Here is a 13,244-nt window from a genome sequence, read left to right as displayed (position 1 = left end):
TTTACAGTCTGAAGAGAATTTTGGATAGAATACCAGTCTGAGTCTGCTGTAATAATAATGATTCCCCTTGCCCCAGGTCATCCAGTAAGAACTCAGCCGCCTTTAATCCGCTACGAACCGCCCCTTCCATCGTGGCAGGCCAACCGGTAGAAGTCCAATCTCCTGCGAGGTACAAACCTGACACGTCAGTCCTCTGTGAAGGGCGCAATTCTTCAATCCCTGGTTGAACAGAAAAGACTGCCTGATGCTCCGTTACCATACGGCTGTGAATCAGTTTTGCCCGTCGTGTCTCAGGCCAGATTTGGCTTAGCTCTTCGACAACTTCTGCGATAATTTCTTTCTGAGAGCGGCCCTGCCTCTCTTCACCTCGCAGATGGTGACTGGCAGAAATCACAATCTGATAATAAAAATCTGTCTCAGAAGAAGGTTGCATAATCCGACTACGGTTAAACATCCACTGTGAAAGGCAATCTACAAAAACTGCATGTGGAAGTTCTGTAATTTCCCGATCAAACCAAAGATGTACGCTGGTAATCGGAGCCGCTTCGATCTGTTCCACACTTTCCAGAGACTCGCGTCCTTTAAAAGTATCAGGTAGCAGGGACAAAACACGCTGATGAGGTACTGCAATGATGACACGCTCGCAGGAAAGATCCTGTCCATCCCGCAATTGTACGCCGACCACTTTTCCCGCTTCGATCTGAACCCGCTCAACTCCCGTTTGCAGATGAACTTTTGCCTGTTTCTGTTCCAGGCGTCTTAGAATCACATCACCATACAACTGCTCGAGTGGCACAGTGGGAATGAGGACCTGCCAATTATCGCGTGCTCTTAAAAAACCATCGACAAAAACTTTTTGTGCATGCGATAGTGAAATACGCTCCAGACTTTCACTTAAGGCACTCACCAACACCACATTCCAAAATCGATTGATTACATTTTGAGATTGCCCCTGATCAGCAAGCCATTCTGCCATCGTAGGTTCATTGTTAAAATCAACGGGAATCCGAGCCAACCGCTTGAGTCCACGGACCAATTCCATTTTTTCCTGAATCGATAAATAAGAAAGACCTCCAAATGCGGGCAGTAAATGCAAGGGTGCCGGCAGCCATGAACTCGCTGCAAATGAATTCACCTTGAACCGCGCTCTGGATTCATTAGAAGCGGAGAGATCGTTGTTAGATTTAGCAGGCCCGACAAAATAGAGTTGTTTTTCTCTACGAAAACAGTATGAGATTCCCACTGTTTGACAAAACCGGTTAAACTCTTCGCAGCAGCCCATACTAACGTGCTGACAATTATCAATGAGAGCCTGTGTCTGTTTATCCTCAAAGGAACTAGCTCTCCCTCCCAACCTGGGACGAGACTCAAATAATGAAACCGATACTCCCCGATCTGCAAGTGTGACCGCACAGGCCAAGCCGGCTAATCCACCTCCAATGATGACAGCTTCTGAGTTTTTGTCTCCCAATGACTTTTCCTGACAAACGCGATTGTTTTAAGAAAAGGATTCTACCCCGGACATTGTGTCTGTATTTCCCGTTCGTGCTGACATAATATGTGAGGATATCGAAATTAACACGTGATCCTAGGGGTGGCTCTGTTAAATCATGAAATATTTGAGGATTCAACAGATTCAAAGCCAGTCAATACGCTGGCTGCAAACCGGGAGAAACTTCATCTACCCTCCTCGTTGCTCTCTCTGTGGAAATGCAAAGATTTGTTCTGGATCGGACTGCGGTGAACAGATAGAACGAATTGCTCCACAAATAGAACAGGCCTGTGAGCGATGCGGTGCCGATGCAGGTCCGTACCTGGATACTTCGCAAGGCTGCAGTTACTGTAAAAATGAACGTTTTTTATTTTCACGTGCGATAGCTCTGGGGAAATATCAGGGCTCTCTACGTGAATTTATCTTAAAGTTGAAACAAAACCACGGGGCCCATTTGGGAGGTGATCTGGGTAATCTATTATATTACCGAAATCAACAGAAGTTTAAGAAACTCGCTACCGATTTGATCATTCCGGTTCCCCTGTATTGGACGGCACGCTTACACCGCGCTCATAATCCAGCTAGTATCATTGCAGAGGTACTCTCACACCGCTTGCAAGCAAAATACTCCGGGAATATACTCGCAAAACGGAAACGGACTGCCGCACAGGCCAGTCTGACTCCTTCGAATAGAAGAAAAAACTTAAGAGACGCATTTGAAATACGCAGAAAAAAACAGGTAGTTGGACAGACAATCTTGCTGGTTGATGATGTCATGACTACTGGTTCAACTGCGAACGCTGTGACTCGCGTGCTGCTAGATGCAGGTGCGAAAGAAATTAATGTTGCAGTGATTGCCAGGGCACCGGGTGTTTGAGTAGACAGTTCAGAATAAAAATTCTCCACACAAGACGGCAGCCGTTTTGGTGGATACAATAATTAAGGCAAGTACTTCGATGAATTCGAGTACAACTCAACCTCCCGCGGATGAGAACCAAAACAATCAGTCGGAGGCCCAAAAAATCAGGCCTAAGCACCATTTTTTTGTACGCGGACTGGCTATTAGCCTGCCTCCTATTCTGACACTGGTCATTGTGATCTGGGTCGCGGGGATTGTAAACGATTATATAATTTCTCCGACAACGACTACAGTTCGCTATTGTATTGCTTACTTCACAGATACTTCCGAGCCCAGAGATAATTTTGTGGAAGTAGAGAACCTGCCACCTCTCGAATACTGTCGAACAGATTATCTCATTAGTAAAAAACATGCCAAAGAGTTCCAGACCATAGAAAAAAATTCCGGTCCTGGCGCTGTAACTCGTAACATGGTGATCGATTATGCCTGGGTTCCATTTGGAGATCGAGCAGTACCTTATGAGGACTACCGCGAAGTAGCAAAACGAATTCGCGCCTCGGAAATGCCCACCACTGCAATGGGTCTGTATATGGAACTGGCAACCACTCGTTGGTTCAAAAGCCTGTTTAATCTAAGTGCCGTTGCGGTCATTTTAACAATTATCGCCTTGTATTTTCTGGGACGTTTTGTCACAGCTCGCATCGGTTCATGGATGGTCATCAAATTCGAAAAAGGAATACTCGCACGATTGCCAGTGGTCAGTAATGTGTATTCCTCAGTTAAACAAGTAACGGACTTTTTTTTCAACGAACGAACTGTGGACTATAGCCGTGTGGTGGCGGTAGAGTATCCCCGGCGAGGGATCTGGTCTTTGGGATTTGTTACGGGTGACAGTATGCTGGAAATGACCGTTACTGCGGGAGAACCACTGGTAGCGATTCTCATTCCGACTTCTCCTATGCCGGTGACCGGATATACGATGAGCATCCCGAAAAGTGAAGTTGTCGACTTGAATATCACTGTCGATCAAGCGTTTCAGTTTTGCCTTTCCTGTGGTGTACTTGTACCTCCCCAACAAAAAGTGACCGATGAACTACTGCGAGAGGAGTTGGGAAAACGGCTGTTAGGAGACGGAAAACTGGCTGGATTTAAAGTTCAGATTGTACCACCGGAAGCAACTCTCCAAACTCCCACTCTCGAAAGTGAACCTGCCACAGATGAAACAAAGCCAGAAGAGCCTTCGACTGATCAAACAGAGGGCCCGGAAAATCCACCACACTCAAATTGATCAGTCAGCAAGCCATGGTACTTAGTCAGTAAGAAAAAACGTTTCGTATGTTTGATCAGCAGATGTTTAAATAAGGCCTATTCAGAGATCTTCAAGTAGTTAGAAAGTCATCAATGAACCAGACGTCTCAACAACGTCCTCTGCGAATCGCAACCCGTGCCAGCCGCCTCGCCCTCTGGCAGGCACATTATATTGCAGACTTGCTAAAAAAACATTCGAGCAAACGCCCCATTGAAATTGTTCACATTACATCAGAAGGAGACCGTAACCTGACTTCTCCTTTGTCTGAGTTTGGAGGGTTGGGTGTTTTTACGAGAGAAGTCCAGAAAGCCGTTTTAGATGGCCGAGCCGATCTCGCCGTACATAGTTTGAAGGATCTTCCTACTGAACAGGCAGCAGGATTGCAACTCGCTGGCATTCCAGAACGAGGTCCTCTGTATGACGTCCTGATCTTTCCGCAGGACTCTGAGCCCCTCAGCGATGTGTCTGAACTCCCTCCCGATGCCAGAATTGGAACCGGCAGTTTACGTCGACGGGCACAGTTGCTACATCAACGATCTGATTTACAGATGCAGGAAGTCCGAGGGAATGTTGAAACGCGACTTAAAAAACTTGATGCAGGTGAATACGATGCACTCTGTCTGGCTGAAGCCGGCATGGTTCGCCTGGAGTTATTGGATCAGCGAGTATCACTTCTGTTGACTCCCCCTGAAGTTTATCCTGCGATTGGACAAGGTGCTCTGGGGATTGAATGCCGTGAAGATGACGAGGAAACCAGTTTGCTTCTCAACGAAATCTCTCATCAACTGACAAAAGCGGCTACGACAGCAGAACGCAGCTTGCTTTCCTTCTTAAGAGCTGGCTGCCATGCCCCGATTGGATGTCTGTCTCAACTCGAAGAAGATCAGCTCCAACTGGAGGCAGTCGTCCTCAGTGGTGATGGCCAGGAACGAATCACTGCCTCCGCCTCAGGTTCATTAGCAGATGCCAGGAAAATCGGTGTTGATACCGCGAAAAAATTACTCGACTCGGGCGCTGGTCGGCTTATCTCAAATAACGACGATTCTTGAATTTATGGTTTCGTATCGACAGAGATGAAGAGAGGCACGTCAAGTCAAAAAAGACACTTGTGATTTATTTCTCTAATCTTCCCAAAATGGCACTACAAGGGATGTCGATTCTCTTTTGAAAATCAGATACAATGAGAGCGAATGGACTGCCTATTATACACGTATTCAGGAAGAGCGGAAGGCTTGAGACATGGAACGTCACCCTTATCGCCCCGGTTTATCCGGGATCATTGCTACAGAAACCGAGATTTCCCAAGTTCAAGATGGCTTAACTTATCGGGGTTATCCCATTGAAGAGTTGGCTAAGGAAGCTTCATTTATTGAAGTCACCTATCTCCTTTTACAAGGTGAGCTCCCCAGCCATGAGCAATTAGCCGACTTTCAAACGTTGCTGATTGAAACAGGCAATTTACCTAAGCCCGTTATCGCCGCTATTCAGGCCATTCCTCCCCATATCGAGATGATGGAAGTGATCCGAACTGGCATCAGTTTGTTGTCACACTTCGATCCCCAAATGGAATATGGCGTTTTCATGTCTGAAGTCGCCAATGCACAATATCTTTTAGCAATGTTGCCACAGCTAATCTCTTACCGATATCAACAGGTACATAAATTAAATCCAGTCGAACCTAATTTTCATCATTCTTATGCTGGCAGCTTCTGGTATATGCTGAAAGGGGAAGAACCATCTCAATTGGAAGAGGAAGCCTTTAACGCTGCATTAATTACCTATGCTGATTATGGGTTAGCCCCTTCTACTTTTGCAGCGCGTGTGGTCGCTTCAACCGGTAGCCCCCTCTATTCAGCGGTCTGTTCTGCCATTGGTTCGATCAATGGACTATTGCATTGTAGTTCGGGAGCAGGAGTTCTGGATGCCCTGCAAGAGTCGATTTTTTCGGGCAACCCGGAAGAATGGGTCTGTCAAGAAATAGCCAAAGGCAAAAGAGTGCTCGGTTTTCAAGCATCACATCACAAACCAAGAGATCCCCGCTCAGCAGTTCTCAAAGATTACTGTTGGCAATTGGCAGATGCGCTGGGACAGAAAGAAATGGAATCTGCAGCAGATACGATCGAAGAAATCATGCTGAAAGTTCAGAAAGTTCATCCACGAATTGAGTGGCATGCCAGCCGTCTGCTGCATTACCTTGGATTTGAACCAGAACTATTTATGCCAATCTTTACCGTTTCCCGCCTGGCAGGATGGGTAGCTCATATCATTGAGCAATCAGAAAATAATCACCTTTTTCAGCCTTTGTCACGATACGTTGGTATGGACCAACGAAAATACAAACCATTGCCACTACGCAGCTGATTCTAAGTGATCAGAATAAAACAGCCGTAATAAAATAGGTAATAAAATCAGAGAACCTAACATACCACCGATCATGGCAACGCTAACCAGCGCACCAAAATAGATCAGTGGAATGAAATGTGAAAGAGTGAGTACACTGAACCCGGCCACCAGCGCGCATGTCGCAAAGATAATTGCCCGACCGACACTCTTATGAGTTCGCCGCAAAGCATCTGTAATTGATGCACCACGCGAACGTTCTCTTAGAAAGCCTGTAATAAAATGAATACTGGAATCGGTCGTGAGCCCCATTGAGACGCTGGCAATCATCGCTGTACCAATATTTAAAGGCAATCCAAACCAGCCCATTGCCCCCACTACTAATACGATGGGGAACAAGTTCGGGACCATAGAAATCATACCTATTTTCAAGCTGCGAAATGCAATCGTCATCATTGTCAGAATACTGGCACCAGCTAACAGAAAGCTAAATAACTGATCTTTCAACAAACTGTCAATCAGATAAGCCAGTAGTATAAAAATTCCTGCCGCTTTACCTGATTCTGCAGGCTTTGACTTTGAATCATTAGCCGACTGTTTGACTTCAGAACCGGGAAAATGTTTTTTAGCGAGGGCATCGACTTTGTGAATCAAGGATAACTTTTCCTCAGCAGACTGGCGTTCTAAGGCCCGCAACACGAGTCGCATTCTTCCTTTTTCGGGATTATAAAGACTGCTTTCAAAATCGGGCTGTAATTTTTTGAGCTGGTCCAGTTTGGATTTTACGGGGTCAGAGGCAAAAGGGATTTTTGGTACAAAATCGAGTGTATCAGTAATCGAAATCACCTTGGTTAACTGTTCTTTATCAGGAGGATTTACTCGTCTTAGATCTTCTGCCAAAGCCCGTACACGCTCTAAAAAAGCTTCATCCAGCTTAGAGGGAGCTGGAAAATTAACTTCCCAGGTCGAAGCGCCTCCTAGTCGCGTCTCAACAAAATCGAGAGCCTGTACAATATCACTGGATTCTCGAAAGTTTTTACTGAAATCAGTTTCAATCTGCAAACGATAAAACCCTCCCCCCGCCAATAGGACAAATAGAGAAGCAAATCCCAATAGTGTTTTTGGGTAATGTTCTGTACCAATACAGACTTTTTTCAACAATCGCTCCAGGCCACGTTCAGAGGAGTGCTTGAGTGGAGCATTCAGATAGCCTAATGAAATTCCTCCCGGTAACAAAACGATGGCTGCGAGGAGCACCATCATCGTTCCGATGGCCATCATGATTCCAAAACTTCTGACAGGTGCAATTTCACTTGAGAGTAATGAGGCGAAACCAGCCGCTGTGGTAGCACAAGTCCAAAAAATTGCTGGCAACAACTCCACCATTGTCTGTCTAATCGCTCGCGGCCGTGAGACATTGCTACGTTGCAATTCCTGAAAGTGGACAGCAACATGTGCTACAGTCGCGATCCCAATAATCGTAACCAGAGAATTGAGCATGGAACTAACCATACTCAACTGGAAGTGACCTAATACAAGAATTGCCTCAGTCCACAAAATGGAACAGATTACGACCAATAAAGGTAACATCACCCAACGCAAACGTCGAAACAATAGAAACAAAACCAGTGCCAAGAAGCCAAGGGAAACTTTAAAAAGGATCTCTCCATCCTCCTCCACATAGCGAAACATATCGTGAACCTGAATGGGTTCACCGACAACGTAAGCTGCCGGTGTATGTGCATTTGCCATCTTGCGAATCATCTGAAAGGTTTCGGCGCGGGGAACTGGAGATTCACTCTCCGGCAACAAACGCAAAACGATTGCTGTTGTCTGATTGTCATCGCCGACGAGAACCCCTCGAAATAAATCCGTTAATTCGTCTTTTTTTCGACGAATTAGAGCACGTAGGAAGAAGTTTAATCTAGGAGGAGAAAGAGCATCTGCCAGATTTTGAGATAATTCAGTATTTACCCCCGGTATCTTACTTAGTTCTTTTGCATAACGCCGAACTTCTAGTAGACCTTCCGGTTCTAATAAATCGGGCGTTGAATAAGCAACAAAGATAAATTCATCGCCTCCGAATAATGATTTGCTCTCCAGATAGTCTAGCAAGTGCTGGTCATCCTCGGCGTAGAGAGACTCAATTGATTGTTCGAAGCTAAGTTGAGAAGCCGGGAAAATAGCAACCCCGGTCAAGATCAAAGAGATCAAAAGCAAGCCCCAGCGCAGGTTGTAGAGACGGTCTACCAATGATTCAAGCCATCGCCGCGGGTGACTACTCATAAAGAAAGACCACATCCTACTGCCTGAGAGGCAATTTAACTAAAATTTTGGCCCGTTACTACGATGGAGAAATGCGCTCTGTTCTCCATTACTACTTCATAGACTCATGACGGACTATATCGCAGAGAATACATGATTTCATCTCTAAGCGGACATTTTTTACCAAGGGGACATTTTTTTCTATCTATCAAAGTCAAAAACCATTTGGAGCCTCCCCTTGTATCTTCTCTCCCAGACCTGCATACTTTAAAAATCTTCCCTTTCTGGACTCTACGGATACGTTTCGGTGACACAAACTAGACGTTGCTATTTTGCACTACTGCTGGTTCTTATTCTCGCAGGTAGTTTACGTGTAATTCTCGTCTCTTTACAGCCTGGTCAGCTACAGCAGGACCGGGACGCCTATCTTGCAATCGCCAAGAATCTGGCGTCGGGCCATGGTTATTCATCCAGTATGAGCACACAGACAAATGAGACTCTGCCGACAGCGTTTCGCCCTCCACTTTATCCCTGTTTGCTTGCGGTTATTTATTTTCTCAAAGCGGCCCCCATTGGCATTGGCATCATTCAAATCATTCTGGGAATTCTTACCGTCTGGTTGACCTGGCGAACAGCAAAATGTCTACAAATGGAAGTGGGTGGAATATTAGCTGCTGCGATTGTCGCTACCGACCCTGTTCTGCTGCAATATACTGCATATGCCATGACTGAGGTACTTTCCTCATTCCTATCGAGCCTGCTGCTGTACTTTCTGATCTCCAGTTTCTCAGCAGAAAAATCGCCAACAGATACAAAGTTGCCAGTTCCCATTTCCTTCTGGACAGGTATTGTCTGGGGGTCAGCGATCCTCTGCCGCCCCACTTATCTGGCTTTTTTCGGTGTCTGGATCGCCGCTCGATTAACGAATCCTCTTCTCCAACGATTCCAAATTGTTAAAACCCAATCATCGGTAAAACAGAAATCAGGGCAGATAACCTATCTCACACTGGGTATCATACTCACAGTCTCTCCCTGGTTGATTCGGAACCTTGTCGTCTTCCACTCTCCCATACTGACGACCACTCACGGTGGTTACACATTATTGCTGGGAAATAACCCGGTCTTCTATAAAGAGGTTGTCCAAAAACCATGGGGAACGGTCTGGTCTGGAAAAAGTTTACACACCTGGCAAAAAAGTCTGGATGAGCAAATCACTCAACAAGTACCAGCAATCAAATCAGAACAGGAACGAGACCGTTGGATGTACCAGCGCGCAAAACAAAATATTTCCAAACAACCAGAGCGATTTGTACAGTCTTGTATTCTTCGATTCAAACGTTTTTGGAATGTCTCTCCACTTACATATTCTACCTTAACCGCCAAACCTCTCATCAAATGGAGCATTGCCGGATATTATTCTCTGGTTCTCATTGGCTGTTTCGGTGGTATATTCATGGTAATATGGAATAAAGAAAAAAAATGGGCACCACTAGTTTTGCTGATATTTAGTTTTACTCTCGTCCATCTCTTCTATTGGACCAACATGAGAATGCGTGCGCCACTCGTTCCGGCAATTGCCTTGTTAAGCATATATGGCTGGTCTCAAATCGTTCGATTTTTCAAATTCGCCAGACCAAGAAAAGCCTCTCAAAATGATCGTCATAACAATAGATAGAGTAGCACTTTATCACGCATTCAGACATTGATTTGACTCGCTAACTGTTATTGACACTCTTTAAGAAAACGCCCTATAATCCGCGCCCATTTATCTTGGTACAGCAGACGAAGTTAGTGTCTTCTGACCTCGATCCGTTCCCCCCTATTTTTTGTCATTTCGACGATAGTGGGGATTCAATTCAGGCCATCCCCTTCATCAGAAGATAGACCTACTCGGTTTTTCATTTCAGGAGTGCCCGTGTCGGGCGAGATCAATCCCGTCTCTCGGTATATTTCGCACACGATCTGGCAAGCTGTTATTTTATTAACAATGCTTGGCGGCCTGGTCACGATTGCGCCTGCTCAAACAAGTTTTTTTGGTGCCCCCAAAGCCTCCTATGAGGAATCAGAATATGTTCCCCCCGAAGAAGCTCCCATCGAAATCTCTGCTGAATACTCCCAACAATGGGAGGAAGATTTTGTAGAAGTCTCGATTCTGAAAGGCAATTGTCTTATCAAACAGGGAGAGGCCGTGCTTAGAGCACGGCAGATGGTCATCTGGCATCGAAAAACTAGAAAAACCAATCGTGTTTCGATCTATCTTGAGGGAGAAGTTCGTGTTGACCTTCCGGGAGAGTCAAAGAACGAAAACAGTTTGCTGGTTAATCTGGTTACCCAAAAAGGGGTAAAAGCAGATATAAGGCGTTCATCCACAATCAAAGCCTCTCAAGATGACCCTTTATTGAAACGAGCCATCCAACGTCGTGGCACTCCACATGATCATCAGTTGAAACGTGCGCAATTTATTGTTGAAAAGCCTCCACTTGAAGGACCAGAATTAAACACCGTTCCTGCACCTGAACTCAAGGTTAACTTTCGAAGAATTCGACTATTTCCACGCAGCGCTGTCCCGTACAACGTCCAAAGTTTTCCCTCTACTCATACCGTTCCTCCTGAACAGATCTGGGTCATTACAGGTGGAGTGAACCTTTTAATTGATGGTATCGACGGTGTGGGGATGGTTGATATGTCAGCAGATCGCATCATCATTTGGACTGATGGACGTAATACACAAAACTTTAATTCTGAGATCCGTCAGTCAAAAGAAACTCCCTTCGAAATCTATCTCGAAGGTAATATTGAAATTCGTCAAGGTACCTACTTTCTCAAAGCAAACCGTGCCTTTTATGACGCGCGCGAAGAGAGAGGTGTTTTGCTAGACGCAGAACTCAAGACTCATGTTCCTGAACTGGGAGAAGATATCCGAATTCGAGCGAGCCATATCCGCCAGTTATCGAAAGGTGCTTATCTGGCTCAAAATGGCTGGGCCACAGGAAGTCAATTTGGAAAGCCCGGCTATCGTATTCAATCATCCGATATCTTTATTGAAGATCGGTACACAACTCCCTGGCTCGGTGCAGGCTCGAACGAACTTGACCCCCTCACAGGTCAACCTGTTCCCCATAAACGCGCCTGGCTCTCCAGTTCTAATAATACATTCCGTATAAAAAATATTCCGCTATTTTATCTGCCTTACATCACAAGTCCGGCTGAAGACATTTACTTCCCGATTATAGGTTTGCGTCCTGGAAACGATCGCATCTTTGGATTTCAGATTGAAAGTCAATGGGATATGTATAAGCTGCTTGGTCTTGAACGTCGACCGGGAACTAAGTGGGAAGGGCAGCTCGATTACTATTCAATTCGCGGTATTGGCATAGGACAAGCGGGAAGTTATGCAGGGGAAAACCTGCTGGGGTTTGATAATATTTTCAATGGTAATGGAGAATTGTTTTACATACATGACAGTGGTACAGATAACCTGGGTCTGGATCGCAGAGCACTCATTCCCTCTACAAAAGATCGTTACTTTCTCAACCATAGACACAGACAGGATTCTCCCTTTGGAGTCACACTGATCGCAGAAGGTGGTCTGCTCTCTGATCGAAACTTTCTGGAACAATATTTTGAATCAGAATTCGACAACGACAAAGATATCGAAACGCTGCTGCATCTGAAACAGCAACAGGAAAACTGGTCCTGGTCAATCATTGGCAGGACCAGGCTGAATGATTTTACCAATACCACAGACTGGCTCCCTAAAGGTGACCTTTATTTACTCGGGGAGCCTTTGTTCGGAAATCTATTGAGCTGGACTTCGCACTCTTCAATCGGGTATGGGAAATTAAAACCCGGTGCTCCACCTTATAACCCCACACAAGACGTGTTCACACCACTGCCTTTCATTGCCGATTCACAAGGTGTGGTCGCAATGACTCGACATCAACTTGAAGCCCCCTTCAATCTGGGCCCGATTAAACTGGTGCCTTATGTTTTGGGAGAGGCCGCGTATTGGGAAGAAGGCCTACAACAGCAAAAAATCGATCGACTTTATGGCTCAGCGGGATTGCGAGGTAGCATCTTATTTGAACGCATTTTTCCAGATGTCTATAGTTCATTTTTTAATCTTAATGGACTGGCCCATAAGATGTCACTGGAAGGGGACTACTCATTCAGTGATTCAAGTGAAGACCTGACGAACATTGCTCAATACAATGAATTTGATGACAATGCACAGGAGCGCTTTCGCCAAAGACTGGTAATCAATACCTTTGGTGGGACATTACCACCCCAGTTTGATCCTCGATTCTATGCTGTCCGAACAGGTGCTGGTCGCGGTGTAACTGATCCATACTATGAATTAGTCGATGACCAACAAGTGTTGAGAATGGCCTGGCGACATCGCCTGCAAACTAAAACTGGTCCTCCTGATCGAATGCGAATCAAAGACTGGATGACTCTTGACCTGGAAGCATCCTACTTTCCCAATCCTCAACGCGATAACTTTGGCGAAGATATCGGTTTACTCGGAGGACATTATCAATGGTTTCTTGGTGACCGCACCACATTAGCAGCAAATGCCTACTATGATTTGTTCGATGGAGGTCAACAACTTTGGGATGTTTCTTTGACCAGCCAACGTACGAATCGCTTGTCCGTCAATGTTGCTTTGCAACAAATTAAAGGAGGCGGCGGTCTAGATAGTCAAATTCTGTCTGCCTCTCTGAATTATGTCATGAGTCAAAAGTGGAGTGCCGGGATCAGCACCGCCTATGATTTAGGAGAAAACATTAACCGCGGACAAACTCTCTCGCTCACTAGAACGGGAGCCGACTTTCTCATGAGTCTTGGAATGACTTATGATCAAAGTACGGGCAATGCCGGCATCGGTTTAACCATCATGCCACGTTTTGGGAACTTCGGCGCGGGGCCAGCTGATTTTTCTTCGTTACTTGGTAATAATGCTCAATAACAGGAATTTC

At 45.5% G+C, this 13,244-nt stretch carries 8 protein-coding genes; 6 read left to right on the top strand and 2 right to left on the bottom strand.

The annotated features are described in order from the left end of the window. Position 1: 1 nt before the first annotated feature. Positions 2 to 1,471, bottom strand: coding sequence for a hydroxysqualene dehydroxylase HpnE (gene hpnE / locus V202x_RS02920; protein ID WP_145171039.1), 1,470 nt, complete (start codon positions 1,469 to 1,471; stop codon positions 2 to 4). A gap of 139 nt (positions 1,472 to 1,610) precedes the next feature. On the opposite strand from hpnE, the gene V202x_RS02915 reads away from it, so the two are divergent. From V202x_RS02915 to V202x_RS02900, 4 genes are all read left to right on the top strand, one after another. Next, on the top strand, positions 1,611 to 2,369 hold the full coding sequence (locus V202x_RS02915; protein WP_145171037.1) for a ComF family protein: 759 nt from the start codon (positions 1,611 to 1,613) through the stop codon (positions 2,367 to 2,369). Between the two features lie 79 nt (positions 2,370 to 2,448). Further along, entirely contained in the window at positions 2,449 to 3,639 is a 1,191-nt protein-coding gene (locus V202x_RS02910; RefSeq protein WP_145171035.1) for a DUF502 domain-containing protein, read from the top strand. Positions 3,640 to 3,752: 113 nt separating this feature from the next. Continuing rightward, a complete protein-coding gene (hemC, locus tag V202x_RS02905; protein ID WP_145171033.1) occupies positions 3,753 to 4,709 on the top strand; it encodes a hydroxymethylbilane synthase in 957 nt (318 codons plus the stop codon). A 190-nt stretch (positions 4,710 to 4,899) separates the two neighbouring features. Then, positions 4,900 to 6,021, top strand: a complete 1,122-nt coding sequence (locus V202x_RS02900; RefSeq protein WP_145171031.1) for a citrate/2-methylcitrate synthase — start codon at positions 4,900 to 4,902, stop codon at positions 6,019 to 6,021. Here the strand turns inward: V202x_RS02900 and V202x_RS02895 are convergent. Continuing rightward, a complete protein-coding gene (locus V202x_RS02895) occupies positions 6,010 to 8,286 on the bottom strand; it encodes an efflux RND transporter permease subunit (RefSeq protein ID WP_145180325.1) in 2,277 nt (758 codons plus the stop codon). The genes V202x_RS02900 and V202x_RS02895 overlap by 12 nt on opposite strands. Before the next feature lie 286 nt (positions 8,287 to 8,572). On the opposite strand from V202x_RS02895, the gene V202x_RS02890 reads away from it, so the two are divergent. Continuing rightward, positions 8,573 to 9,940 carry a glycosyltransferase family 39 protein gene (locus V202x_RS02890; RefSeq protein WP_145171028.1) on the top strand — a complete coding sequence of 456 codons (1,368 nt, stop codon included), beginning with the start codon at positions 8,573 to 8,575 and terminating at the stop codon, positions 9,938 to 9,940. A 240-nt stretch (positions 9,941 to 10,180) separates the two neighbouring features. Next, positions 10,181 to 13,234: a hypothetical protein gene (locus tag V202x_RS02885; RefSeq protein WP_145171026.1), complete on the top strand. Its 3,054-nt coding sequence runs from the start codon at positions 10,181 to 10,183 to the stop codon at positions 13,232 to 13,234. Positions 13,235 to 13,244 lie beyond the last annotated feature (10 nt).

The organism is Gimesia aquarii (genome assembly GCF_007748175.1).
Lineage (GTDB): Bacteria > Planctomycetota > Planctomycetia > Planctomycetales > Planctomycetaceae > Gimesia > Gimesia aquarii_A.
This window is presented reverse-complemented; position numbering and strand designations above follow the sequence as displayed.

Excerpts from the sequence above, each read along its gene's own strand:
- V202x_RS02900 (WP_145171031.1), top strand. The coding sequence starts at position 4,900 with ATGGAACGTCACCCTTATCGCCCCGGTTTATCCGGGATCATTGCTACA.
- hemC (WP_145171033.1), top strand. The coding sequence starts at position 3,753 with ATGAACCAGACGTCTCAACAACGTCCTCTGCGAATCGCAACCCGTGCC.
- V202x_RS02895 (WP_145180325.1), bottom strand. The coding sequence starts at position 8,286 with ATGAGTAGTCACCCGCGGCGATGGCTTGAATCATTGGTAGACCGTCTC.
- V202x_RS02915 (WP_145171037.1), top strand. The coding sequence starts at position 1,611 with ATGAAATATTTGAGGATTCAACAGATTCAAAGCCAGTCAATACGCTGG.
- V202x_RS02910 (WP_145171035.1), top strand. The coding sequence starts at position 2,449 with ATGAATTCGAGTACAACTCAACCTCCCGCGGATGAGAACCAAAACAAT.